General features: G+C 72.0%; 24 protein-coding genes. 18 read left to right on the forward strand and 6 right to left on the reverse strand.

What is annotated here, in order from left to right; all coding sequences use genetic code 11:
- The first annotated feature begins 170 nt into the window (after positions 1–170).
- From DEJ01_RS17380 to DEJ01_RS17420, 9 genes are all read left to right on the forward strand, one after another.
- Entirely contained in the window at positions 171–686 is a 516-nt protein-coding gene (locus tag DEJ01_RS17380; RefSeq protein ID WP_111031085.1) for an N-acetyltransferase, read from the forward strand.
- Entirely contained in the window at positions 683–1,354 is a 672-nt protein-coding gene (locus DEJ01_RS17385) for an HAD-IA family hydrolase (RefSeq protein WP_111093722.1), read from the forward strand. Before DEJ01_RS17380 ends, DEJ01_RS17385 begins: the two co-directional genes overlap by 4 nt.
- Positions 1,351–2,001 (forward strand): HAD family phosphatase, encoded by a 651-nt coding sequence (locus DEJ01_RS17390; protein WP_111093723.1) that lies wholly within the window; start codon positions 1,351–1,353, stop codon positions 1,999–2,001. Before DEJ01_RS17385 ends, DEJ01_RS17390 begins: the two co-directional genes overlap by 4 nt.
- A gap of 19 nt (positions 2,002–2,020) precedes the next feature.
- Positions 2,021–3,769 carry an AMP-binding protein gene (locus tag DEJ01_RS17395; protein WP_111093724.1) on the forward strand — a complete coding sequence of 583 codons (1,749 nt, stop codon included), beginning with the start codon at positions 2,021–2,023 and terminating at the stop codon, positions 3,767–3,769.
- A gap of 27 nt (positions 3,770–3,796) precedes the next feature.
- Positions 3,797–4,654, forward strand: a complete 858-nt coding sequence (locus DEJ01_RS18485; protein WP_111093725.1) for a hypothetical protein — start codon at positions 3,797–3,799, stop codon at positions 4,652–4,654.
- A 49-nt stretch (positions 4,655–4,703) separates the two neighbouring features.
- A complete protein-coding gene (locus DEJ01_RS18340) occupies positions 4,704–5,189 on the forward strand; it encodes a luciferase family protein (RefSeq protein WP_258375749.1) in 486 nt (161 codons plus the stop codon).
- Positions 5,190–5,384: 195 nt separating this feature from the next.
- On the forward strand, positions 5,385–6,317 hold the full coding sequence (locus DEJ01_RS17410; RefSeq protein WP_111033997.1) for an ABC transporter ATP-binding protein: 933 nt from the start codon (positions 5,385–5,387) through the stop codon (positions 6,315–6,317).
- A complete protein-coding gene (locus DEJ01_RS17415; protein WP_111089311.1) occupies positions 6,314–7,177 on the forward strand; it encodes an ABC transporter permease in 864 nt (287 codons plus the stop codon). Before DEJ01_RS17410 ends, DEJ01_RS17415 begins: the two co-directional genes overlap by 4 nt.
- A 94-nt stretch (positions 7,178–7,271) precedes the next feature.
- Positions 7,272–7,751, forward strand: coding sequence for a hypothetical protein (locus tag DEJ01_RS17420; RefSeq protein ID WP_111093726.1), 480 nt, complete (start codon positions 7,272–7,274; stop codon positions 7,749–7,751).
- Between the two features lie 12 nt (positions 7,752–7,763).
- On the opposite strand, the gene DEJ01_RS17425 is transcribed toward DEJ01_RS17420, so the two are convergent.
- On the reverse strand, positions 7,764–8,369 hold the full coding sequence (locus DEJ01_RS17425) for a dihydrofolate reductase family protein (RefSeq protein WP_111093727.1): 606 nt from the start codon (positions 8,367–8,369) through the stop codon (positions 7,764–7,766).
- 104 nt (positions 8,370–8,473) lie between these two features.
- Here DEJ01_RS17425 and DEJ01_RS17430 point away from each other — a divergent pair, with 104 nt between their 5' ends.
- Positions 8,474–10,429, forward strand: coding sequence for a family 43 glycosylhydrolase (locus DEJ01_RS17430; RefSeq protein WP_111093728.1), 1,956 nt, complete (start codon positions 8,474–8,476; stop codon positions 10,427–10,429).
- Positions 10,430–10,629: 200 nt separating this feature from the next.
- A complete protein-coding gene (locus tag DEJ01_RS18280) occupies positions 10,630–12,042 on the forward strand; it encodes a GAF domain-containing serine/threonine-protein kinase (RefSeq protein WP_181438497.1) in 1,413 nt (470 codons plus the stop codon).
- A 274-nt stretch (positions 12,043–12,316) separates the two neighbouring features.
- Here the strand turns inward: DEJ01_RS18280 and DEJ01_RS17440 are convergent, their stop codons facing one another.
- Positions 12,317–13,114 carry an SDR family NAD(P)-dependent oxidoreductase gene (locus tag DEJ01_RS17440; protein WP_111093729.1) on the reverse strand — a complete coding sequence of 266 codons (798 nt, stop codon included), beginning with the start codon at positions 13,112–13,114 and terminating at the stop codon, positions 12,317–12,319.
- Positions 13,115–13,224: 110 nt separating this feature from the next.
- Between DEJ01_RS17440 and DEJ01_RS17445 the strand changes: the two genes are divergently transcribed.
- Positions 13,225–14,130, forward strand: coding sequence for an AraC family transcriptional regulator (locus DEJ01_RS17445; RefSeq protein ID WP_111093730.1), 906 nt, complete (start codon positions 13,225–13,227; stop codon positions 14,128–14,130).
- Between the two features lie 352 nt (positions 14,131–14,482).
- Here DEJ01_RS17445 and DEJ01_RS17450 read toward each other — a convergent pair whose 3' ends face one another.
- The 4 genes from DEJ01_RS17450 to DEJ01_RS17465 all read right to left on the reverse strand — a co-directional run bounded on the left by DEJ01_RS17450 (position 14,483) and on the right by DEJ01_RS17465 (position 17,398).
- Entirely contained in the window at positions 14,483–14,968 is a 486-nt protein-coding gene (locus tag DEJ01_RS17450; protein ID WP_111093731.1) for a tetratricopeptide repeat protein, read from the reverse strand.
- The gene (locus DEJ01_RS17455; RefSeq protein WP_111093732.1) at positions 14,965–15,774 is read right to left on the reverse strand and encodes a PmoA family protein; all 810 of its coding nucleotides are present in this window, start codon (positions 15,772–15,774) and stop codon (positions 14,965–14,967) included. Before DEJ01_RS17455 ends, DEJ01_RS17450 begins: the two co-directional genes overlap by 4 nt.
- A gap of 10 nt (positions 15,775–15,784) precedes the next feature.
- Complete coding sequence (locus DEJ01_RS17460; protein ID WP_111093733.1) at positions 15,785–16,453, reverse strand: bifunctional 2-polyprenyl-6-hydroxyphenol methylase/3-demethylubiquinol 3-O-methyltransferase UbiG; 669 nt, start codon at positions 16,451–16,453, stop codon at positions 15,785–15,787.
- A gap of 195 nt (positions 16,454–16,648) precedes the next feature.
- Positions 16,649–17,398 carry a FadR/GntR family transcriptional regulator gene (locus DEJ01_RS17465; protein WP_111093734.1) on the reverse strand — a complete coding sequence of 250 codons (750 nt, stop codon included), beginning with the start codon at positions 17,396–17,398 and terminating at the stop codon, positions 16,649–16,651.
- Positions 17,399–17,614: 216 nt separating this feature from the next.
- On the opposite strand from DEJ01_RS17465, the gene DEJ01_RS17470 reads away from it, so the two are divergent.
- Genes DEJ01_RS17470 through DEJ01_RS17495 form a run of 6 tightly spaced genes read left to right on the forward strand, consistent with a single transcriptional unit; the run spans position 17,615 to position 23,845 of the window.
- Positions 17,615–19,033 carry an MFS transporter gene (locus DEJ01_RS17470; RefSeq protein WP_111093735.1) on the forward strand — a complete coding sequence of 473 codons (1,419 nt, stop codon included), beginning with the start codon at positions 17,615–17,617 and terminating at the stop codon, positions 19,031–19,033.
- The gene (locus DEJ01_RS17475; RefSeq protein WP_111093736.1) at positions 19,030–20,751 is read left to right on the forward strand and encodes a dihydroxyacetone kinase family protein; all 1,722 of its coding nucleotides are present in this window, start codon (positions 19,030–19,032) and stop codon (positions 20,749–20,751) included. The genes DEJ01_RS17470 and DEJ01_RS17475 overlap by 4 nt, the downstream gene beginning before the upstream one ends.
- Positions 20,752–20,776: 25 nt before the next feature.
- Complete coding sequence (locus DEJ01_RS17480; protein WP_111093737.1) at positions 20,777–21,274, forward strand: ribose-5-phosphate isomerase; 498 nt, start codon at positions 20,777–20,779, stop codon at positions 21,272–21,274.
- Positions 21,274–22,089, forward strand: a complete 816-nt coding sequence (locus DEJ01_RS17485; RefSeq protein ID WP_111093738.1) for a triose-phosphate isomerase family protein — start codon at positions 21,274–21,276, stop codon at positions 22,087–22,089. Before DEJ01_RS17480 ends, DEJ01_RS17485 begins: the two co-directional genes overlap by 1 nt.
- Positions 22,086–22,931, forward strand: coding sequence for a sugar phosphate isomerase/epimerase (locus DEJ01_RS17490; RefSeq protein WP_111093739.1), 846 nt, complete (start codon positions 22,086–22,088; stop codon positions 22,929–22,931). The genes DEJ01_RS17485 and DEJ01_RS17490 overlap by 4 nt, the downstream gene beginning before the upstream one ends.
- Entirely contained in the window at positions 22,928–23,845 is a 918-nt protein-coding gene (locus DEJ01_RS17495; RefSeq protein WP_111047755.1) for a phosphogluconate dehydrogenase C-terminal domain-containing protein, read from the forward strand. Before DEJ01_RS17490 ends, DEJ01_RS17495 begins: the two co-directional genes overlap by 4 nt.
- The last annotated feature ends 13 nt before the right edge of the window (positions 23,846–23,858 follow it).

The raw sequence follows: 23,858 nt of genomic DNA on the forward strand, positions 1-23,858 counted from the left end.
TCGGCGCGGTTGCTGTGTGCGCGCCGAACACACCCTTGGTGGGGTGGAGAACCAGCGATGTGCGGCTGGTGAGCGCTCCGGGTGTTTCCCGGTCGTTGCAGGTGATTCGGCGTCGTCCGCCAGTCGGATTGGAACGATTTCTCCGGGCCTGCCACCCCTAGGCTCGGGTCATGCGGGGAACGACGATCCGACCGACCACGGAGGACGACTGGGAGTCCGTTCGGGCACTGCGGCTGGAGATGCTCCGGGACACCCCGAAGGCGTACGGGGAGCGGCTCGCCGACGCGGAGCGGCTGCAGGAGCGTGACTGGCGTCGACGCGGCCGCCGTGAGCACGACGTCGGCGGGACGACCCTCGCCGCGATCGGTGCCGACGGCCGGTGGCTCGGGACGATGGGGGTGTTCGTGCCCGGCCCCCGGGTCGGGCCGCTCCTGGTCGGCGTCTACGTCGCTCCGTCGCACCGGGGCCGTTCCGCCGGTGTCGCCGATGCGTTGCTCGACGAGATCGAGGTGTGGGCGGCGGCGCACGGATCGGCCCTTCGGCTGCACGTGCACGAGGGGAACACCCGCGCGCAGGCCTTCTACGCCCGACGTGGCTACGAGCCGACGGGTGCGACCGAGGCGTACGTGCTCGATCCGAGCGAACTCGAGGTCGAGATGATCCGGCAGCTGCGGGGATCGCTGTGAGCGGCGGGACGGCCCAAGCTGCCGGGGCTGCCGGGCCCGTCGTGCGGTGGCTGCTGTCCGACGTTGGCGGCGTCCTCGAGCTCGTCGACGACGCCGCCTGGCCCGGACGCTTCCGGGCGCGGTGGGCCGAGCGTCTCGGGATGACGACGGACGACTTCTCCGCACGCCTCGTCGCAGCGGACCTGCCCGACGCCTCCCGTCAGACCGGCGTCGTCGACCGGTACTGGGGTGCGATCGGTACGGCGCTCGGGCTGGGGGCCGACCAGCTCGCCGTCATGCGGGCCGACTTCTGGGATGCGTACTGCGGAACGCTGAACCAGCCGTTGTACGACTTCCTCGCCGGACTCCGCGGAACGATCGGCCTCGCGATCCTGTCGAATTCTGGCGATGGTGCTCGCGAGGAAGAGGAACGGCGCTTCCGGTTCTCGGCGGTGTTCGACCCGATCTGCTACTCCCATGAGATCGGTGTAAACAAGCCCGATGCCGAGGCGTTCCGGATCACGCTCGAGCGCTTGGGGGCGGACCCGGACGAGGTGTTCTTCGTGGACGACGTGCCGGAGAACATCGAGGCTGCACGTGCGCTCGGCATCGGGGCGCACCTGCACGTCGACACCGACGAGACGATCCGGGTGCTCGAGGCGGTCGTGCGGGGGAGCGGTCAGCAGTGACCGTCGGCATCGTGTTCTTCGACGTCGACGGAACCCTCGTCAGCCCCGGTTCCAGCAGCAGTTTCCTGGCCGCCCGGTTCGGGCACCAGGACGCGCTCGACGATGCAGAAGCCCGCTACGCCGACGGCGGTCTCACCAACCAGCAGGTCAGTGAGGTCGACGCACTCGCGTGGCGTGGCACGTCCGTCGCGACGGTCGACCGGTGGCTCGACGACCTGCCGGTGTTGCCCGGAACCGAGACCGTCGTCGCGTGGTGCCGTGCCCACGACGTCGAACCCGTGCTCGCGTCGCTCGCGTGGCAACCCGTGACCCGTTCCCTCGCGCGGCGGTTCGGGTTCGTCCCGAACGGCGGGCCCCGAGTCGGCGAGCACGACGGCGTCCACGACGGCACCGTCGCCGAGCACTTCGACGAGTTCGACAAGCGGGACCGGGCGCTCGCGCTCGCTCGTGACCTCGGTGTACCGATCGAACGCTGCTGCGCTGTCGGCGACAGCCGCTCGGACATCCCGCTCTTCCAGGCGCTCCCCAGTGCGTTGGCGCTCAACGCGGGTCCGGCGGCACGTGCGGCCGCGAGTGACGCGATCGACGCGGACGACCTCTCGCGCATCATTCCCTGGCTCGACCGCTGGCTCCGGGAACTCGCCTGATCGATCGGCTCTGAGACGGATGCGGCATGATCGGTCCGTGCCTGATGTGAACCCGACCGCCGCGTACCGTGCCGCCCGCGACCAGCTCCTCGCCGCGGACTCTCCCGAGGCGGCACGCGCCGGGTTCCGCTGGCCGGACGTCGGCGACACGTTCAACTGGGCGACCGACTGGTTCGACGTCATCGCGACCGACAACAGCCGCACCGCGCTCTGGATCGTCGAGGAGGACGGCCGTGAGCAGCGGTTCAGCTACGCCGAGATGGCCGCACGGTCCGATCGGCTCGCCGCGCGCCTGCACGGCTTCGGCGTGCAGCAGGGCGACCACGTCCTCGTCATGCTCGGCAACCAGCTCGAGCTCTGGGAGACGATGCTCGCCGTGATCAAGCTCGGTGCGGTCATCCTGCCGACCTCGACGATGCTCGACACCGCGGACCTGCAGGACCGCGTCGACCGGGGCTCGGTGGCGCACGTCGTCACGAACCGCGGCGAGACGCACAAGTACGACGACGTCCGCGGGTCCTTCTCACGCATCGTGATCGGCGGTCTCGCCGACGGGTGGACGGAGTACCCGAGCGACCTGGGCGAGCCCGCTCCCACCGACGAGGTCCGTCCCCACGTCGTCACCCGCACGACCGATCCGTGCCTGGTGTACTTCACGTCCGGCACGACGTCGAAGCCGAAGATGGTCGTGCACACCCAGACGTCGTACCCGGTCGGTCACCTCAGCACGATGTACTGGCTCGGCGTCCGGCCCGGTGACGTGCACCTGACGATCAGCTCGCCCGGGTGGGGCAAGCACGCCTGGAGCTGCTTCTTCGCGCCGTGGATCGCGGAGGCCACCGTGTTCATCCACAACACCGCGCGCTTCGACCCCGCCGCACTCCTCGCGCAGCTCGAGCAGGCCGAGGTCAACACGTTCTGCGCGCCGCCGACCGCGTGGCGGATGATGCTGCAGTCCGACCTCGGCGTGAAGCCGCGCGCGCTCCGTGAGCTCATCTCGGCCGGCGAGCCGCTCAACCCCGAGGTCATCGGCCGGGTCGAGGCAGCGTGGGGGCTCACCATCCGCGACGGCTACGGGCAGACCGAGACCACGGCGATCATCGGCAATGCTCCGGGCGCCGCCGTGACGCCCGGCGCGATGGGCAAGCCGCTCCCCGGCGTGACCGTGACGCTGCTCGACCCCGTCACCGGCGAACCGGGCGACGAGGGCGAGGTCTGCCTCGACCTCACCGAGCGGCCCGTCAACCTGATGGCCGAGTACCTCGGCGACCCCGACCGCACGGTTTCGTCGATGCGCGACGGCTTCTTCCACACCGGCGACATCGCCGTCCGCGACGCCGACGGCGAACTGACCTTCATCGGCCGCACCGACGACGTCTTCAAGTCCTCGGACTACAAGGTGTCGCCGTTCGAGGTGGAGAGCGCCCTGCTGGAGCACCCGGCCGTGGCCGAGAGCGCGGTCGTCCCGGCACCCGACGACGCCCGTCTCAACGTCGTCAAGGCGTACGTCACGTTGGCCACCGGATGGGAGGCGTCGGCCGAGACCGCCAGGCAGGTCCTGGAGTACGCACGCACGGCTCTCCCCGCCTACGCGCGCGTCCGCCGCGTCGAGTTCGCGGAGCTCCCGAAGACCATCTCGGGCAAGATCCGCCGCGTGGAGCTCCGGGAGCGCGAGGAGCAGTCGGTGACCAACGGCACGCGCGCCGAGGCAGAGTGGCGCGACGACGAGTTCCCCGGCCTCCGTGCACCCCGCCCGCAGGCGAGCTGACCCGCACGGGCACCGAGGGCTCGGCACGTGGAACTGATCAAGGACGTCTCGCGCGGCGACTGGTTGCTGGCCCGGGCCGGCGCGTTCGCCTCGTTCGGCGGCGTCGCGGGCACCGGGTTCGAGGCGTACGTCCGGATCCTGCACCCGCTCCGAGCGGATCGCGAGGACCGAACGACCGTGGACGAGTACGACGAGCACCCGGTCCTCGAGTCGGCGGAGTGGCGCTGGGCCGACGTCGCCGAGCGCACCCGTCGGACGATCGACCCGCTCGTGTCGTGGCAGACGCTCAGCGGTCGGGACGACGAGTCGGACCTGCCCTTCGAGGACGGCTGGGTCGTCCATCCACCCGAAGAGGGTTGGTACGAGCCGTCGCAACTCGCCGCGCTCACCGGGCTCCTCGCCGACGCGACGTCGACGCCGGACGACCTGGTCGGGGCGATCTGGGACGGATGGGGCGACCTGAACGCGTCGACGTTGGGCTTCGGGTGGCAGGGGAGCGGCGAGCCGACGGCGGCCGAGCGCGCGGAGATGCAGGCGCACATGGCCCGGGCCCAGGCGCAGCACCGGCGGGAACAGGCTGCGCTCCGGGAGTCGCTCGCGGGTCCGCGCTTCCTGTGGCCGGCCCGCGAGTGCTTCCTGCTCTCGATGACCCTGCCGCAGCTCAGCGACCCGTCCTGGACGGACGACGCCCGCGTGGGCACGGACGTCGATGTCGGGCACACCCCGCAGATGCTCTGGCCCGAGGGGCACGAGTGGGTGCTCGCCACCGAGATCGACTGGGACTCGACGATCGTCGCAGGCTCACGGTCACTCGTCGACGCGATCCTCGCCGACGCCCGGTTCGAGGCGTACGAGGTCGACGCGGACGCTTCCCCCTCCTCGTGAGGGCCCGAACAGGAGCGACGCAACCCGGCCGAGCCGGTATCGTCGAGCGGTGATCAGGTCCATCCGTCGCGGCGAACGGCCCACCGTGTCCGACGCCGGTCCCCAGCGGCAGCTCACCGACCGTGCGACGCCGGAACTGTGGGGAGCACTCGTGGGGAGTGCGGTCGCCCTGCCCGGCGTCGAAGAGGGGCACAGTCAGGTGTCGCCGGCGTCGTCACGCGCGTTGTTCCTGCGCGATCAGCGCGACCACGTCGTCCCGTGGACGTCACTGGCGCCGGACGGACGACTCGAGCCCGTGCACCTGCACGGCGTCGAGGACACCTCGGTCCACCTCTGTCTCCCGGTCGCACGGGGAGCCGAACTGACCGAACTCGGGTGGGCGATCCCGCACCAGTACGAGGACCACGGGACCGAGTTCATGGTCTACGGCCCGCGCGACGCCGAGGAACTCGCGGTCGTGCTGTCGATCATCGTGGAGAGCCTCGCGTTCGCTCGCGACCCTGGGGATGAGCGTCCGGCCCACCAGCCCGTCTGAGCACGGCGCGCCGGCCATTCGCGTCCAGCGACACCTCACGGGCCGCCGCGCGCGTGAACTGTCGCCCAGCACGAAAACCCGCGCGACGCCGATGCCGCCCCAGCGAAAGCCCCCCCCCGCGTCACCCTGTGGGAGCACACATCTCCCCCCAACGGCGGACGCGGCACCGACGGCCCCTCCCGTAGCGTCGAGGCCGTGATCGAAGTCAGCCATCTCACCAAACAGTACGGTCCGAAGACCGCCGTGGACGACGTCTCCTTCGTCGTGCGTCCCGGCAGTGTGACCGGCTTCCTCGGGCCCAACGGCGCCGGGAAGTCCACCACGATGCGCATGATCATGGGGCTCGACCGGCCCACGTCGGGCACAGCCACCGTGAACGGCCAGCCCTACACGAGCTTCCGCGACCCGCTCCGGCAGGTCGGCGCCCTGCTCGAGGCGAAGGCCGTGCACTCGGGGCGCAGCGCCTACAACCACCTGCTCTCGCTCGCGGCGACCCACGGCATCCCGAAGTCCCGCGTGCACGAGGTCATCGACATGACCGGCCTCGACTCCGTCGCGAAGAAGCGCGTCGGCGGGTTCTCGCTCGGCATGGGGCAGCGTCTGGGAATCGCTGCCGCACTGCTCGGCGACCCGAAGACCCTGATCCTCGACGAGCCCGTCAACGGCCTCGACCCCGACGGTGTCGTGTGGGTGCGTCAGCTCGCTCGCCGCATGGCCGCCGACGGCCGCACGGTGTTCCTCTCCAGCCACCTGATGAGCGAGATGGCGCAGACCGCCGACCGCGTGGTCGTCCTCGGCCGGGGCAAGGTCCTCGCCGACGCCCCGATCGCCGAGTTCGTCGCCGGTGGTGGCGCCGCTGCCGGCACCGATGCCGCCGTCAGCCGTGTCATCGTCCGCACGCCGGACCCGAACGGCCTGTTCACCGCCATCGGCCCGAACGCCGCGGTCACCCAGCGCGAGGACGGCTCGTTCCTCGTCGTCGGACCCGACGCACCGACGGTCGGCAACATCGCCGCACAGGCAGGCGTCCCCCTGCACGAACTCACCCCGACCGGCGCGAGCCTGGAGGAGGCCTACATGGCCCTCACCCGCGACGACGTCGAGTACCGATCGGAGGGCACCCGATGAGCGCCACCACCTCGCCCACCACGCCGTCGACCCGGATGTCCGGCTCGACCCGCCTGTCGTTCCCGCACCTGGTGCGGAGCGAGTGGATCAAGCTGCGCAGCATCCGGTCCACGTTCTGGTGCTACGCGATCCTGGTCGTCCTCACGATCGGCATGGCCGCGCTGATCGGGGCGAACACGAACAGCGGCGGCCAGGAGCTGCCGACGGACGTCGCCAACGGCACCTTCGTGAACGCCAACGCCGTGGGTGTCCTGCTCTCGTCGCTCGTCGTCGGCGTGCTCGGCGTCCTCATCATCACCGGTGAGTACGGCACGGGCCAGGTCCGCTCGACGTTCACCGCCGACCCGCGGCGCACCGGCGTGATCCTGGCGAAGGCCACCGTCCTCGCCATCGCGACCTTCGTCGTCAGCGCCGTCGCCACCTGGATCGGCGTCCTCATCTCGCTCCCGCTGCTGGCCGGCAACGGTGTCGAGCCGGAGCTCGGTGACCCGTCGGTGTTCCTGCCGATCCTCGGTTCGTCGGTCTTCCTGACCCTGCTGGCGCTCCTCGCGTACGGCATCGGTCTGCTCGTCCGGTCGAGCGCCGGCGGCATCGCGATCACGCTCGGCCTCCTGCTGGTCGTTCCGGGGGTGCTCGCACTCATGAGCGGACTGATGAAGGTCGACTGGCCGATGGACATCGCGGCGTTCCTGCCCGACTCGGCCGGCGGCCAGCTCTACGCCTACTCGTACGACGGCGCGAGCACGGTCGACAACAGCGGGGTCGTGCTGAACGGCTGGGGCGGCTTCGGCGTCCTCGCCGCCGAGGTGCTCGTCGTGGGTGGCCTCGCCCTGACGCTCGCGCGCCGTCGCGACGTCTGACGCGACCACCCCACGGCCGGGAGGCGCGGTGCCAGCCGTCACCGCGCCTCCCGTCGTTCCGCGGGCGGGTCCACCGCGTCACTAGGCTCACAGCGTGCGCTCCGTCCCCGCCCTGCTCCTGCCCGCGATCGCGGGTGTGCTCCTGCTGGCCGGCTGCGCCGGGCCGCCGCCCGTCGACGAGGCAGCGCTGTCCGCCTGGGAGAAGCGCCAGCGAGCAGTCGAGTCGGACACCGAGCTCGGCGCCCTGTTCGCCGCTGTGTCGCCCGGGGACGACGACAGTGACGAACCAGGCACGGGCGTCACCATCACGTTCCCGCACCCGGAGTCGGTCGACCACCTCGAGTTCTCCTGCTTCGGGGACGGGCACATGAGTGGCTCCTCCACCATCGGGTCGGCGGGCGCCTCGCAGACCCGACCGACAGATCCGATGTCCTGCCGGGACGGTTCACAGCGGATCGACCTTCCAGCGGAGCTGCGTCGCCGGGCGGACAGCGTTTCCTTCAACGGGTTCGGCAGTGACCGCGACAGCGCCTGGTACGTCCGGATCATCGCCACCGAGCCCGTCGAGGACTGACGCCCCGAGCGCTCAGGACCGCCGGACGTCGTACCGGTGCAGGGTGACACCGTTGTCGTAGCGCTGCTGCTCGAGCAGGTCGAGCTGCACGAGCGGACGGTGCCCCGAGCGCGGCGGATCGAACAACGGGCGGCCGGCGCCGAGCACTGACGGGTGCGTGAAGAGCATGACCTCGTCGAGCAGCCCGGCGTCGAGCAACTGGCTCGCGATGCTCGGCCCACCCACGCCGATGTCGCCGTCGCCGGAGGCACGGATCGCGGCCAGCTCGGCGATCGCGTCGCCGTCGTCACCGATGACCCGGGTGTCGTGGTCGGCGGTCGTCCGGGTGCGGGACACCAGGATCTTCGGCTGCGCGGTCCAGATCTCGCCGTACTCGCGCAGGTACTGCGGCATCGACTCGTCGTGCCGGGCATCCGGCCAGAACGGGTCCATCATGTCGCGCACCACCCGACCCTCGACGGACAGGGTCATCGCGGCGGCGCGGGCGTTGAACTCGCGGTGCAGCGGCTCGTCGATCCGGATCCAATCGGGCCCGTCCAGGCCGTCGTGCTCGCCGGGGGCCCGTTCGACGAACCCGTCGACCGAGACGTTGATCCAGTAGACGAACCTCGCGGGCATGGCATGACTCCTTCGTCGAGCCGAGCGTACGCTCGCGCACGTCGCCAGGCGACACCCGCACTCCCTCCAGCAGTACCTCCCTCAACGACGAGAGCAGGTCCGGCATGCGCCGATCGTCCACCGCACTCCTCGCCGTCGTGACGTTCCTCGGCGTCGCGACCACGGGCCTCCAGGCCGCACCAGCGGACGCGTCCGCGGTGCCGGGCGGGACCACCCGGGCGACCACCACCACGACCGCGGCGTCGAGTGCCGCCGGCCGGCACGGCCGCGCGGCACCCAGCCACCAGAACCCGGTCGCGCTCAGCCTGCCCGACGGGCAGACGGCGGCGAGCTGTGCGGACCCGACCGTGATCCACGGAGCCGGACGCGACCGCAACTGGTACCTGTACTGCACCACCGACGCGCTCACCGCGACGGAGCAGAACCCGGACGGGTCCCTGGTGCAGCACGCGGTGCCCACGTACCGGTCGACCGACCTCACCCACTGGACCTACGTGAACGACGCGTTCCCGACGAAGCCCGCCTGGGTGGGCGACGCGAACGGGATCTGGGCGCCGGACGTCGTGTACCGCGCCGGAGACCGCGGCCGGGCCGGCACCTGGTACCTGTACTACGCGGCGTCGGACACCCCGTCGGCGACGGGCCCGAGCGGCGGCGGCTCCGCGGTCGGGGTGGCGACGAGCTCGAGCCCGACCGGCCCGTGGAAGGACTCCGGCGGCCCGGTCGTGGCACCGCAGACCGCACCGAACGGCGACGGAGCACGGTGGGCGTTCGACCCCGAGGTCATCACCGACAAGGGGACGACCTACCTGTACTTCGGCAGCTACTTCGGCGGCGTGAACGTCCGACGCCTCAGCGCCGACGGCCTGCGCTCCGACCCGTCGACCGAGCGGCAGATCGCGATCGACAACCGCTACGAGGGTGCGTACCTGATGCGGCACGGTAGCTGGTGGTACTTCATGGGCTCCGCCACGAACTGCTGCAACGGCGCCCTGACCGGCTACGGCGTCTTCGTCGCCCGGTCGCGCAGCCCGCTGGGTCCGTTCACGGACCGCGACGGCGTGGCGATCACGAGCACCCGGGTCGGTGGCACGCCCCTGCTCGCGCAGAACGGCAATCGTTGGGTCGGGACCGGCCACAACACCGTGGTCACCGACTTCGCCGGGCAGGACTGGATCATCTACCACGCGGCCGACCGGAACGACCCGTACTACGCGGGGCAGCCGACCTACACGAAGCGGCCGGCGCTGATCGACCCGCTCGACTGGCAGGGCGGCTGGCCGGTCGTCCGCGGTGGCGCCGGGCCGTCCGACACGGTGCAGCCGGGGCCGGTCGCGCAGCCGGGGCAACGGCCGACGTACCGGGCGTCGACCGCTCCCGTCGATGTGCCGGGGCGGACGATCCGGGCACTGTCGACCTCGTTCGACGGTGCCGCGCTGCCGGGGGCGGCGCCCGGGGCAGAGCCCGGAGCGCTGCCGGCCCAGCTCGCCTGGACGCGTGAGCCCGACCCGTCCACGTGGACCGTCGCCGACGGGACGTTCCGCTGGCAGACGCAGGACGCCGACATCCACCCGCCGGCGACGCCGCTCGCATCGGTGCTGTCCGAACCGGCACCCCGTGGGGACTACGTGCTCCAGACCACGGTCGGGGTGGACACTCCGGCCACCGGCGACGGTCTCAACTACGTGCAGGGCGGCCTGATCGTGTGGGGTGACGACGGCAACTACGTCCGGCTCACCTCGAACTCGATCTTCAACACCCGCCAGACGGAGTTCGGCAAGCAGGTGTCCGGGCAACCGGCCGGGGTGCCGAGCTACGGGAACATGGTCGTCGGTCCGGTCGGGGACACCACCACGCTCCGGGTCGTCCACCGCGAGGTCCGGGGGGAGGACCGGTACACGGCCTACACGAGCCTGGACGGGCGGCACTTCGTCCGGGGCGGGACCTGGACGGCGGACCTCGGCAGTGCACCCCGCGTCGGGCTCATCTCGCTCGGAGGCTCCGGCTTCACCAGCACCTTCGAGGACCTCCGCGTGAGCACGGTCGCGACGCGTCGCTGACGGGGCGGTCGGGTGGCGCCGGGATCGCAAGACACCGGTGTTCGCACCTTGAACCGCGGTCTGCGCGTGTTCGACCCGCGAACACCGGTGTCTTGCAGGCCGAACGGCGCGCGTTCAGCCGGAGAACGACGTCGGCGAACGAGATACCCGTCGGGATGCGAAGATGCATCGTTGGTGCCGGAGCCGAGAACGAGGGTTGGATGATCCCGACGGAAGACCACGACGCGAGCGCGCCGCTGCTCGACGGTCGGTACCGCGTGGAGCAAGCGATCGGCCAGGGCGGCATGTCCGTCGTCTACCGGGGTGTGGACGAGAGCCTGCACCGCCCGGTCGCGATCAAGCTCTTCCACGCGGGCATCGTCGACATCGCCCGCCAAGAGGCCGAACTCGGCGTGCTGGCGTCGCTCGAGCACCACAACCTCGTCAGCCTGCTCGACGCCGGAGTCGTCACCGGGCAGGACGGCACGCAGCAGCGCTACATCGTGATGTCGCTCGTCGTCGGGCAGGACCTCGAGGAGCGTCTCGCCGTCGGCCCGCTCGCCTCGCGGCACATCGCCGAGATCGGCTACGACATGGCCGAGGCCCTCGACTACATCCACGCCCACGGCGTCGTGCACCGCGACATCAAGCCGTCGAACATCCTGCTCGTCGACTACGGCAACGGCTCCGACCGGGCCCGCGCGCGCCTGACCGACTTCGGCATCGCGCTCGCCGCCGGTGTCGAACGCCTGACCGCCGACGGCGTGACCACCGGCACCGCCGCCTACCTCAGCCCCGAGCAGGCGCGCGGCGGCGAGGTGGGCCCGCCGAGCGACGTCTACTCGCTCGGCCTCGTGCTGCTGCAGTGCTTCACCCGCCGCCGGGAGTTCCCGGGCTCGCTCGTCGAGTCCGCCGTCGCCCGGCTGTCGCGCGACCCCGTGGTCCCCGAGCCCCTGCCCGAGCACTGGAAGCACCTGCTCCGCGCCATGACCGCGCAGGACCCCGCGGCCCGTCCGCTCGGCGCCGAGCTGGTCACGATGCTCCGCGACGTCGTGATCGCCGAGACCGCCACGGCCGACCACGTGGTCGAGCCGACCGACGAGACGGCCCCGGTACCGACGCGCCCCGAGACGGACCGCCCGGCGACCCTCGACACCCTGCCCGACGAGTCGCTGCAGCGCACCACGGCGATGGCGGCCCGGCTCTTCGACGCACCGATCGCCCTGGTCGAGGTCCTCGACGAGGACCGTGAGTGGTCCCAGTCGTACATCGCCGAGGGCGTCGACGAGGCGGCCCGCAGCATCAGCTTCCGCAACGGCTTCGCCCCGGTCCCCGTCCCCGTCGTGATCCCGGACGGCTCCGCACACCCCGAGATGCGGAACAGCCCCCTGGTCACCGGTCCGCTCGGCATCCGCTTCTACGTCAGCGTTCCGCTCGTCAAGCACGACGGCTCGCCGATCGGGACCCTCGCCGTGCTCGACACCCGCCCGCGGCAGGCCACCGAGGACGACCTCGCCAACCTCCGCGACCTGGCGGCGCTCGCCGTGTCGCAGCTCGAGATCCGCCAGGAGTCCCTGCGCACGACCAGCGACTCGCTGCCGGTCCCACGGGTGGTCGGCGACCACACCGCCTGACGGGAGGCCCGGTGCCAGCCCGCACCGCGCCTCCCGACCGTGTGGTGGTCGCGCCCACCGCCGCGCCGTCGCCGTCCGCCGAGCGGTCACGATCCGTCGGCTGACGCGCTCCCGCGCGACGGTCCGTGACCGCACGGCCACCCGCCGGCGGTGTGTCGTGACCCCTCGTGGTGGTGGGGGTTCGCGCGGGTCGGCTGGCGCTGACGAGCGGGCGGAATGCCGGGGTGCCTCCGCGAGCCGACCCGGTTGTTCCGCCCGCTCGTGCGGGGCGGGCTCAGCCGAGGCGGGTTGCGGCGAGGCCGCCGTCCACGTCGATGGTGGCGCCGTGCACGAAGGTCGCCTCGTCGGAGGCCAGCCAGCGCACGGCGAACGCGACGTCGACCGGTCGGACGGGTGCGCCGGCCGGGGTGCCCGCCGTCATCTGCGCGAGGACGTCGTGCGAGTCCGCGTTGCCCGGCGTCGCGGTGGCACCGGGCGACACGGTCGACACCCGGACACCGTGCGGTCCGAACTCGGCTGCCCAGGCGCGGGTCAGCTGCTCGACGGCCGCCTTCGTCGCCGGGTAGAGCGCCGTGAACGGGACGCCGACGCGGGACATCCACGAGCCGATGTTCACGACGACGCCCGAGCCGCGTTCGACCATCGCGGGCGCCAGCGCGCCGACCAGCACGTGGGGTGCGCGGACGTTCGTGGCCCAGAGGGCTTCGGCGTCGTCGTCGGCGAGCAGCGCGGTGGGGCCGACCGGGTAGACGCCGGCGTTGTTGACGAGGACGTCGACCCGGCCACCGAGGGCCTGGGCAGCGCGGCCGGCGAGGTCACGGACCGCGTCGGGGTGGCTGTTCAGGTCGCCGATCACGGCCACTGCGGTGCCTCCGGCCGCGGTGATGACGTTCACCACGGCCTGCGTGCGCTCCGGGTCGCGGCCGGCGACCGCGACGGTGGCGCCGGAGGCGGCGAGGACACGGGCGACGGCTTCACCGATGCCGCTCGAGGCGCCGGTCACCAGCGCGGTGCGGCCGGCCAGTCGGTCGTCGGTGGTCAGGGAGTCGAGGAGTGCTTCGTTGGTCTGCATGCTCCGATGCTCGGTCCCGCGTGCCTCGTGGAGATTGCCCAGGACTCCGGAGTGCTTGCCGGATCCAGCACGGGCGTTCAGCGCATCGATCGGCTCGACAGAATGGGCACATGGACGACGTCACCTCGGATCGACTGGACCGCGCGCTGCAGAGCGTCCTGGCCCACGTCGACGACACGGAGCGCGCCGGACGGCTCGGACTCCGCCTGGCCCGGGTCGACGCGCCGACCGACCTCGGGTACCAGCGCTACACGCCGTCGGTGTCGGTGGTGCTCGCCGGACGGAAGCGCTCGATAGTGGGGGATGACGACCAGCTCTGGGGTCGGGAACGCTTCATCATCACGCCCGTCGACCTGCCCGTGATCGCCGGGGTGGTCGAGGTCGAACCACCCGCGGGGTTCGTCGCGGTCGTCTGGCAGCTCGACCCCGCGGTGGTCGCCGAGGTCGCGACGGCGATGTCCCGCCCCCACCAGGACGAGGCGCCGCCGGCACGACTCGGCAGCTGGACCCCGGCCCTGGCGGACGCGTTCGCCCGACTCGTCGGACTGCTCGATGCTCCGGAGGACATGACGGTCCTCGCCCCGCTCGTCACCCGCGAGGTGGTGCTCCGGCTGCTGCAGACCGACCAGGCACCGCGCATCCTGGCCGCGATCGGCAACCGCGACGGCGACGTCGTCGCAGCGGCCACGGCCCTGCTCACCGACCGGTTGGCGGACCCGTGGTCGGTGGCCGGCCTGGCCGCGGCGGTCCGGACGAGCGAGTCGACACTGTTCGCGCGCTTCCGGCAGGTCACCGGGATGAGCCCGGTGCAGTACCTGCGGCGGCTGCGGCTCGGGGAGGCACGGCGGCGGATGATCGTGCTCGGTGACACCGCCGCCCAGGCTGCGGTCGCGGTCGGGTACCGGAGTGCCTCGCACTTCTCGCGCGACTACCGCGCCCTGCACGGTCGGCCACCGGCTGCCGACGCCGGTCGGGCCCGCGAGCTGCTCGCGCGGGGTGAGGTCGCGATCGCCTGACCTGCCAGCGCGATCGCCAGACCGACCCGCGCGGTCAGTCGGACGGATGACGCGGACGAGTCCGGGCAGGCCCTACTGTCATCGATGCGGGCGACGACCGTCGCCGCGGAGAGGACCGCTCGTGTTGACGAACGTGTCGGGAGCACACGCCGTGGTGCTCCTCGTGCTGCTGGCGCTCGAGGCCGTGGCGCTGGTGCAGGTCTGGCGCGACCGTCGCCGGACGCAGGTGGTCAAGGTGCTGTAGACGGTGGTCATCCTCGCGCTGCCCGTGATCGGCGTGCTGGGGTGGGCCGTGAACTGGCTGCTCGGCAAGGCTGCGGACGCGCTCCAGCGCCGGAACGCCTGACGCGCGTCAGTCCTCGGTGAGGGCCGCCGCGTAGGCACGGACGGACCGGTGGTACCGGGGGAGCGTCGGCTCGACGGCCTCGATCGCGACGCGCAGGGCCTCGGCGGAGCGTCCCGCGCTGTGCAGGGCGAGCGCGAGGAACACCTTGGGTGCCGCCCCGGTGGCGGAGTGCTCCGGCGCGTCGCGGAGCATCGCGATGGCCGCGTCGATCCGACCGAGGTTGCGGAGCGTCGAGGCGTGCTGGACGACCATCCTGGCTGCGCGGTCTGGGTCGACGGCGTCCAGGCCAGCCGTGGTCGCGGCGGCGTACTGCACGTCGGCCTCGGCCTCGTGGCCGCCCGAGTCGAAGGCGCCGCCGAGCTCGAACGCGCCGAGTGCGGGATGCGGAGCGTCGGCGGCGAGGTCGCGCATCCACTCGATCCGCTGCTGATCGTCGATCGTCTCGTCGTCCCACAGCGCCGCGACGCGTGACTCCCAGTCCCCGGTGCTCATTCGGCGAGCGTACCGCCGTCGGTGATCGTCGCGCGGAACGAGCGGACCAGCGGAGCGCCGGGCTGCACGACTGCGGGGTAGTCCCACGCCAGTGCCGAGCCGATCGCCGGGTACTCCTCGGCGCGGACGAACCAGGGGTCGTCGTGGTCGAGGGCCTCGATGCAGATCGTCGCCGGACCGCCGTCGAACACCGCCGACCAGGTGATCCAGGGTGCGACCGAGCCGTGCACGGCGGCCTCGCCCTCGGCGTCGGCGGTCCGGATGACCGCTCCCGTGCACTCGGGGAACCGCCAGAAGAAGCCGCCGTAGCCCGCTCCGGTCCGGCCGTTGCTGCCGGGGCCGCCGAGGTGCACGGGGGAGTCACCGGGGGCCCGGAACGACGACGACCAGGACAACTCCCACCCGGCTCCGACTGAGCGCCAGCGCAGGGTGCGGTCCTCGTGCAGGACCACCGCGCGGTCCGGACCCCGCCAGACGAGCTCCTCGGCGGACGTCGTGTCGTGCTGCTCCGCGTGCACCACCTCGACCGAGCCGTGGTCGTCATGCCACACGTAGCCGCGGTCGCGGACGTAGGTCGGGCCGCCCCAGCAGTTCACGCCGTCGACGTCCGGGATCGCGACGCCGACACCGCAGTGCCAGTCGTGGTCGCCGGGGTGGTGCGCGCTGACGACGGTGCCACCGAGGGTCCGGACCAGGTGCAGGTACGGCCGAGGGGACGACGTGGCGATCGTGCCGGCGCCGTCACGTTCGACGGCGACCTCGACACCGTCCACGACGAGCGCGCGGATGCCGTCGTCGGTGCTCACGTCACCGACGCTACCCGCGCGTCAGGCGGGCGAGCACGACGCTGTCGAGCACTTCGTGCGGATCACCCTCCGGCGTCGTCGCAGTGCGCGGCCGGACCTCGGCGACCAGGACGTCCCACCGGTCGTCGAGCTGCAGGGCGGCGAGGTCGTCGGCCGGCGCGGGGAACCGGTACTCCCGCAGCTCGGGCGGCAGGTCGTCGTGCGGGGGAGCCGCGTGTGCGGTGACGAGCAGGTGCCCGCCTGCGGCGACGAAGCCGGCGGCCCGACGCAGGATGTCGGCTCGGGGGATCTCCACCGGCCACGACTGCAGGAACGAGGCCGTCACCAGGTCGAACCGCGCGGCGGTGTCCCACCGGGCGAGGTCCGCGGCGACGAACGCCGTCCGCTCCTGGACCCCGGCGGCGACGGCAGCCCGCGAACCGCGCTGGAGCGCCGTCACGGAGAGGTCGATGCCCGTCACGTCCCACCCCTGCTCGGCGAGCCACACCGCGTCGCTGCCCTCGCCGCAGCCGAGGTCGAGCGCCCGCCCCACCGGCAGCCCCCAGGTCACCGAGGCGAGCACGGCGTTCACCCGTCCCGACCAGATGCCGTCGCGCTCGGCGTAGCGGGCCTCCCACCACTCCCGGGCGGACGGTTCGGTGGCAGATCCTGCGGCGGAGCCGTCGTGGTGGGTGTGCATGCACGTACTCCAGCGCACCTGCCGGGCCGAACCCAAGCGGTGTTGCCGACCCGGCAACACCGCACGGTGCGGGGCGGGCGCGCCCCGGGCCTCCCGTCTGCCCTGATCGTGAGCACAGGACGTCGGGTCGGCTCGACGGACCCGACCATTCCTGCTCACGAAGCGAGCGCGAGCGCGCGCGACCGCGCACGAGCGCTACTCGTCGGCGGGCAGCGGCTCGGCGTGCTCGATGCGGGCGCTCGCCGTGGCCATGTGCGCGTCCATCGCGCGCTGCACGGCGGGCACGTCGCGGGCCCGCAACGCCTCGAAGACGGCGCGGTGCTCGTGGAACGCGGCCTCGGTCGCCTGCCGGGTCTGCACGCGGCGCGCGACCCACACGCTCAGCATGGAGCGCAGACTCTGCAGCAGATCGGCGAGCACGTCGTTGCCCGACGCACGCGCCAGCAGGACGTGGAAGCGGACGTCGGCGTCGATGAAGGCCTGCGGGTCGTCGAGCGTCGCCTCCTGCCGGACCAGGTACTCGCCGAGCTCGGTGATCTGCTCGTCGGTGGCACGCTGCGCGGCGAGTATCGCGGCCGTGCGCTCCAGTGAGGACCGGATCTCGAGCAGCTCGCGGGTGCGGTTCGAGGCGAGCATCAGACCCCACGACAGGGTCGTCGGCAGCAGGTCCGAGGTGCCGCCGCGCAGGTACGTGCCCGAACCGGGGCGGATCTGCACGATGCCCAGGATCTCGAGGGCGGCGAGGGCCTCACGGACGGCCGAGCGTCCGACGCCGAGCCGCTCGGACAGGATCCGCTCCGAGGGCAGCCGCGAGCCGGGGGCCAGCTCGCCGGCGGTGAGCAGCGAGACGAGCTGTCGGGCGACCACCGAGGCGGGGGACCCGACGGGCACGGACTCGAGCTCGAGTCGGATGTTGAGGGGGTCGTCCGGGCTGAACGCGGGCATGGAGTGAGCGTACCGGTCGGTCAACCGGTTTCGGCGGGAGCAGCGCCGAGGCGCCGAGCGCGCGGAATGGTCAACCGGTTGACAAGTCGGCCGAGCGCGACGCACACTGGATCAGGCGCACCGATGCGCCCGCTCCCGATCCGCGCAGCAGCACGGACCATCCCGGCGCAGCCGCCAGGACGGGAGTCGTACCACCCCCACCGAGCAGGAGTCATCGTGGACATCCCCGCCACGCGAGGCATCCCCACCTCGGTCGTCGAGAAGACGGCCATCCGCAAGATCGCGATCCGCATCGTGCCGTTCGTGGCACTGATGTTCTTCATCAACTTCCTCGACCGCACCGCGATCTCCTTCGCCGCCCCCAACGGCATGGAGGCCGACCTCGGCCTGACCGCCGCCCAGTTCGGCTTCGCGTCCGGTGTGTTCTTCATCGGCTACCTCGTGCTCGAGGTGCCGTCCAACCTGGCGCTGCACAAGTTCGGCGCCCGGATCTGGCTCGCTCGCATCATGATCACGTGGGGCATCGTGTCCCTGCTCTTCACGTGGGTGCAGAACTACCCGCAGCTCGTCGGCCTGCGCTTCCTGCTCGGCATCGCCGAGGCCGGCTTCTTCCCCGGCGCGATCCTGTTCCTGTCGACGTGGGTCCCGGCCCGGCACCGCGGCAAGATGCTCGCGCTCTTCTACCTGGCGCAGCCGCTCACGAGCGTCATCGGTTCCCCGCTCGCCGGATGGCTGATGACCCACGAGGGGATCCTCGGCGGCCTGGCCGGCTGGCGCTTCATGTTCCTCTGCGTCTCGATCCCGGCGATCATCGTCGGCGTCCTGTGCATCTTCGTGCTCAAGGACAAGCCGTCGCAGGCGAAGTGGCTCGACGAGGACGAGAAGGTCTGGCTCGAGACGACGCTCGCTGCCGAGAGCGCCGCGAAGGGCGGCGGCGACGGTCACGGCAAGGGCGGCCTGCGTGCGGCCTTCGGCTCCGGCCGCGTCTGGATGCTCGCCGCGGTGTACTTCGGCTTCATCTACGGCCTCTACGCACTCAGCTTCTTCCTGCCGACGATCATCGACGGCTTCCAGGAGCAGTTCGGCACCACGTTCGACCTGTTCCAGAAGGGCCTCATCACGGCCATCCCGTACGTGCCGGCCGCGGTCGTCCTGTACTTCTGGTCGCGTGACGCCTTCCGCCGTGGCGTCCGGGTCTGGCACATCGCCGTCCCGGCCCTGGTCGGTGGCCTGAGCATCCCGGTCGCGCTCTACATGAACAGCCCGGCCGCCACCGTCGCGGTCATCGCGATCACCGCGTGTGCGATCTTCGCGGCCCTGCCGAACTTCTGGACGGTCCCGACGCAGTTCCTGACCGGTGCCGCCGCAGCCGCGGGGGTCGCCCTCATCAACACCGTCGGCAACCTCGGTGGGTTCGCCGCCCCGTACATCACGGGTGCCGTCAGCGAGTGGACCGGCGGCTACCAGGTCCCGATGTTCATCGTCGGCTTCTTCATGGTGCTGTCGAGCGTGCTGATGTTCGTGCTCGGCCGGAACACCAAGCGCAACGAAGCAGCTGCCGCGGCGTCCGAAGCCGACACCGCGGTCGCCGCCACGGACGGACCGACCGCCATCGCGAAGGAGGCCGGCGCATGACCCGCCTGTTCAACGACCCGGCGGACTTCGCCGACGAGATGGTGGACGGCTTCGTCGCCGCCAACCGCGCCCGGGTGCGCAAGGTGCACGGCGGGGTCGCCCGCTCGACCACCAGCCCCGAGGGCACCGTCGCGCTCGTCGTCGGCGGTGGCTCCGGCCACTACCCGGCCTTCGGCGGCCTCGTCGGGCACGGCCTGGCGGCCGGTGCCGCGATGGGCAACCTGTTCGCCAGCCCGAGCGCCCAGCAGGTCACCGCGGTCGCGAAGGCGTCCGAGCACGGTGGCGGCGTGCTGCTGAGCTACGGCAACTACGCCGGCGACGTCCTCAACTTCGACGCGGCGGCACGGGCACTCGAGGCGCAGGGCATCGACGTCCGCACGGTCCGCGTGACCGACGACGTCGCGTCCGCGCCCGCCGACCAGGCACACAAGCGCCGCGGCATCGCGGGGGACCTCTGCGTGTTCAAGGTGGCCGGCGCGGCCGCGGAACGCGGCGACGACCTCGACGCGGTCACCGCGATCGCGGCCCGGGCCAACGACCGCACCCGCAGCTTCGGGGTCGCGTTCTCGGGCTGCTCCCTGCCCGGTGCCGACGAGCCGCTCTTCACCGTCCCCGAGGGGCGCATGGCCATCGGCATGGGCATCCACGGCGAACGCGGCATCGCCGAGGCCGACGTCCCCACCGCGGACGGCCTGGCCGACCTGCTCGTCGACAAACTCCTCACCGAGCTGCCGTCCGGCGTCACCGCGGACGGTGCCCGCGTCGTCCCGATCCTCAACGGCCTCGGCTCCGTCAAGTACGAGGAACTCTTCGTCGTCTTCGGCGCCGTCCAGCGGAAGCTCACCGACGCCGGCATCGTCGTCGTCCAGCCCGAGGTCGGCGAACTCGTCACCAGCTTCGACATGGCGGGCGTCTCGCTCACCCTGTTCTGGCTCGACGACGAACTCGAGCAGCTCTGGGCAGCCCCCGCCGACGCCCCCGCGTACCGCAAGGGCGGCGCCGTCCCGCAGCAGCCGGTGCCGGTCGAGGTCCTCGAAGCAGGCGTCGTCGTGCCCGTGACGCCCGGCACCGAGGAGTCCCAGGCCGCAGCAGTCCGCGTCGCGAGCGCGATCGCCGCGATCCGCGCCACGATCGACGGCCACGCCGACGAGCTCGGCCGCATCGACGCCGTCGCCGGTGACGGCGACCACGGCATCGGCATGCAGCGCGGCTCCACCGCCGCCGACCGTGCGGCACAGGACGCCGCCGCCCGTGGCGCCGGCGCCGGTTCGGTCCTCGCGATCGCCGGAGACGCCTGGTCCGACAGGGCCGGTGGGACGTCCGGCGCGATCTGGGGTGCCGCCCTGGAGGCACTGGGTCGCGTCCTCGGCGACGACGAACGCCCGTCGGCCGCCACGGTCCAGAGCGCGGTGCACGCCGCCACCGAAGCCGTCCTGGCATTCGGGGCCGTTTCCGGCGACAAGACGATGGTCGACGCGCTCGTGCCGTTCGACCAGGTCTTCGCCGCCCGGGTCGACGCCGGTGACGAACTCGTCGACGCCTGGTCGGCCGCCTCGGCTGCAGCACAGACCGCGGCGGACGCCACGGCCGACCTGTTGCCCCGGATGGGCCGCGCCCGCACCCACGGCGAGGACGCCGTCGGCACCCCGGACGCCGGCGCGATCTCGTTCGCACTCATCACCGCCGCGGTCCTGGCGACCATCGCCGTCCCCGCCTGACCCCCACCACGAAAGGCACACCCGCATGAGTGAGCAGCAGTTCCGCATCGTCGTCGGTTCGGACGACGCCGGCTTCGACTACAAGGAGGTCATCAAGGCCGACCTCGCGAAGGACCCCCGCGTGGCCTCCGTGGTCGACGTGGGCGTGGACGCCGATGGACACACCGCCTACCCGCACGTCGCCGTCGACGCCGCCCGTCTGGTGGCGAACGGCGAGGCCGACCGCGCGATCCTGATCTGCGGCACCGGCCTCGGCGTCGCGATCGCGGCGAACAAGGTCCCCGGCATCCGCGCCGTGACCGCGCACGACTCGTTCTCGGTGGAGCGCTCGATCCTGTCGAACGACGCTCAGGTGCTCTGCATGGGCCAGCGAGTCGTCGGGGTCGAGGTCGCGCGCCGGATGGCGAAGGAGTGGCTCGGCTACACCTTCGACCAGACGAGCGCGAGCGCCGAGAAGGTCAACGCGATCTGTGGGTACGAGACGAGCACAGCCGACGTTGCCGGCAAGGCGGCCGACGCCTGATGCCCGCGACCACGGCAGCCGCCCCGGTGACGATCGGGGTGTCGCTCAAGATGTACTTCAGCCACGCCCGGACGCTCGCGTGGGCGGCCGCCGTGGCCGACATCGCCCGGAGCCACCCGGCGGTGCGGTCCGGCGCGGTCGAGCTCTTCGTGGTGCCGACGTTCCCGTCGCTCGTCCCGGTCCGTGCGGTGATCGGGGACGCCCCCGTGACGCTCGGCGCCCAGGACCTGGCGTGGGCGGACAGCGGCGCCTTCACCGGCGAGGTCTCCGGTGCGGAGCTCAGTGAGATCGGGGTCGACCTCGTCGAGATCGCACACGCCGAGCGACGCGAACTCTTCCACGAGACGGACGACGAGATCGCCGGCAAGGTACACGCCGCGTACCGCAACCACCTGCGGCCCCTGATCTGCATCGGCGAGACCGAGCGCGCCGCCGACGGCGACCCCGCGGCCGCGATCGCCGAGGTCACCACGCAGCTCGACCGCTTCACCGCCACCGCGACCGCCGACGGCCTCGCCGGACCGCTCATCGCCGCGTACGAGCCGGTGTGGGCGATCGGCGCCCCGCAGCCCGCGCCCGACGAGCACATCGTCGCGGTCCTGGCCGGCATCGAGCAGCACCTGGCGACCCGGCCGGAGCTCGCCGGGTCCGTCGCGATCTACGGCGGCAGTGCCGGTCCGGGCCTGCTGACCCGCGGTGCCGGACGCATCGGCGGCCTGTTCCTCGGCCGCTTCGCCCACGACCCCGAGGCGATCCGCACGATCCTCGACGAAGCCGAGGCGCTGGCCGCGACGCAGGACGGAGCACCGGCATGACCTCCCTGCTCGGCCTCTCCACCTACGCCTACTTCTGGCGCATGTCCGACCGCGTCCCGTCGCCGATGTCCCTCGACGACGCCCTGCGCGACGCCGCGAACCACGACGGCGTCGACCTGTTCCAGATCTGCGACCACCTGCCGCTCGACACCGCGACCGACGAGCGCCTGGCCGCGATCCGGTCCTTGGCAGCCGACCTCGGTCTCACGCTCGAGGTCGGCACCCGCGGCACCCGGCCGGAGCACCTCGCCCGGTACCTGCACGTCGCGCAGCAGCTCGGCGCGATGCTCGTGCGCAGCATGTGGACGAGCGGTGACGACCAGCCCGACGCGGCCGAGACCGAACGACGCCTGCGGCAGGCGCTCCCCGCCTACGAGCGCGTGGGCGTGACCCTCGCGCTGGAGACCTACGAGGTCGTCGCCACCGCCGACCTCGTCGCCGTCGTCCAGGCGATCGGCTCCGACCACCTCGGCATCTGCCTCGACCCGGCGAACACCGTGGCACGGCTCGAACACCCGGGGGACGTCGTGGCGATGACCGCCCCGCACGTCGTCAACTGGCACGTCAAGGACTCCGCCTTCACCCGCTCCCCGGGCTGGGTCGGGTTCCAGTACACCGGCGTCCCGATCGGCACCGGGGTCCTCGACCACGACGCCGTCCGCGCCGCGATCGAGCCCGACGCCCGGGGGATCAACCGCGTCATCGAGTTCTGGCTGCCGTGGCAGGACGAGCACGCCGGCGCCGAACCGCTGCCGGGGGAGACCCCCGCACAGACCACCACCCGCATCGAAGCGGCGTGGACCGAACACACCATCGAGTACATCAGGAGCAAGGAATCATGACCGACACCGTCACCACCACCCACACCGTCGCTGCCGGATCCGGCACGGCCGACGTCACCGTCGCCGTGATCGGTGCCGGCGGCAAGATGGGCACCCGCGTCTCGAACAACTTCGCGAAGAGCGAGTACACCACCCTGTACAGCGAGGCCTCGCCCGCCGGCCAGGAGCGCATCCAGGCCCTCGGCCGCGAGATCACCGACAGCGTCGACGCCGCAAAGGCCGCCGACGTCGTCATCCTCGCCGTCCCGGACGTCCTGCTCGGCACCATCTCGGAGCAGCTCGTCCCCGTCATGAAGCCCGGCGCGTCGATCCTGACGCTCGACCCGGCCGCCGCCTACGCGGGCCTCCTCGCCAAGCGCGAGGACATCCACTACGCCGTGGCGCACCCGTGCCACCCGTCGGTGTTCCTCGAGCGCACCACCAAGGCCGAGTGGGACGACACCTTCGGTGGCATCGCCGCCCCGCAGGAGGTCATCGCGGCCTTCGACGCCTCGGAGTCGCTCGGCGACGAGGGCGACCGCGCCAAGGCCGTCGCCGAGGCCGTCATCACCACCATGTACGCCCCGGTCATCCAGGTGCACTGGGTCACGGTGAAGCAGCTCGCCGTGCTCGAGCCGACCCTCGTCGAGACCATCGCCTGCATGATCGGCGACTTCCTCAACGACGCCCTCGAGGAGACCGTCACCGGTGTCGGCGTGCCCCGCGAGGCCGCCCGCGCCATGCTCTACGGCCACACCTGGATCGCGCTCACGAACGGCCTGCGCGGCTCGAACCCGTTCTCCGACGCCTGCCACATCGCGATGGGCTACGGCCGCGAGAAGCTCATCAAGGAGGACTGGAAGCAGGTCTTCGACGACAGCGAGCTCGACTCGGTCATCGCGAAGATGCTCAAGATCGACGCCGTCCGGCGCTGAGCCGGACCGCCAC

The organism is Curtobacterium sp. MCLR17_040, assembly GCF_003234735.1.
GTDB classification, from domain to species: domain Bacteria; phylum Actinomycetota; class Actinomycetes; order Actinomycetales; family Microbacteriaceae; genus Curtobacterium; species Curtobacterium flaccumfaciens.

Coding starts and splice junctions, on each gene's coding strand:
- DEJ01_RS17430 (WP_111093728.1), top strand. CDS start 8,474: ATGCGCCGATCGTCCACCGCACTCCTCGCCGTCGTGACGTTCCTCGGC.
- DEJ01_RS17445 (WP_111093730.1), top strand. CDS start 13,225: ATGGACGACGTCACCTCGGATCGACTGGACCGCGCGCTGCAGAGCGTC.
- DEJ01_RS17465 (WP_111093734.1), bottom strand. CDS start 17,398: ATGCCCGCGTTCAGCCCGGACGACCCCCTCAACATCCGACTCGAGCTC.
- DEJ01_RS17395 (WP_111093724.1), top strand. CDS start 2,021: ATGCGGCATGATCGGTCCGTGCCTGATGTGAACCCGACCGCCGCGTAC.
- DEJ01_RS17450 (WP_111093731.1), bottom strand. CDS start 14,968: ATGAGCACCGGGGACTGGGAGTCACGCGTCGCGGCGCTGTGGGACGAC.
- DEJ01_RS17480 (WP_111093737.1), top strand. CDS start 20,777: ATGAGTGAGCAGCAGTTCCGCATCGTCGTCGGTTCGGACGACGCCGGC.
- DEJ01_RS17495 (WP_111047755.1), top strand. CDS start 22,928: ATGACCGACACCGTCACCACCACCCACACCGTCGCTGCCGGATCCGGC.
- DEJ01_RS17440 (WP_111093729.1), bottom strand. CDS start 13,114: ATGCAGACCAACGAAGCACTCCTCGACTCCCTGACCACCGACGACCGA.
- DEJ01_RS17380 (WP_111031085.1), top strand. CDS start 171: ATGCGGGGAACGACGATCCGACCGACCACGGAGGACGACTGGGAGTCC.
- DEJ01_RS17415 (WP_111089311.1), top strand. CDS start 6,314: ATGAGCGCCACCACCTCGCCCACCACGCCGTCGACCCGGATGTCCGGC.
- DEJ01_RS17485 (WP_111093738.1), top strand. CDS start 21,274: ATGCCCGCGACCACGGCAGCCGCCCCGGTGACGATCGGGGTGTCGCTC.
- DEJ01_RS17460 (WP_111093733.1), bottom strand. CDS start 16,453: ATGCACACCCACCACGACGGCTCCGCCGCAGGATCTGCCACCGAACCG.
- DEJ01_RS17425 (WP_111093727.1), bottom strand. CDS start 8,369: ATGCCCGCGAGGTTCGTCTACTGGATCAACGTCTCGGTCGACGGGTTC.
- DEJ01_RS17490 (WP_111093739.1), top strand. CDS start 22,086: ATGACCTCCCTGCTCGGCCTCTCCACCTACGCCTACTTCTGGCGCATG.
- DEJ01_RS17475 (WP_111093736.1), top strand. CDS start 19,030: ATGACCCGCCTGTTCAACGACCCGGCGGACTTCGCCGACGAGATGGTG.
- DEJ01_RS18280 (WP_181438497.1), top strand. CDS start 10,630: ATGATCCCGACGGAAGACCACGACGCGAGCGCGCCGCTGCTCGACGGT.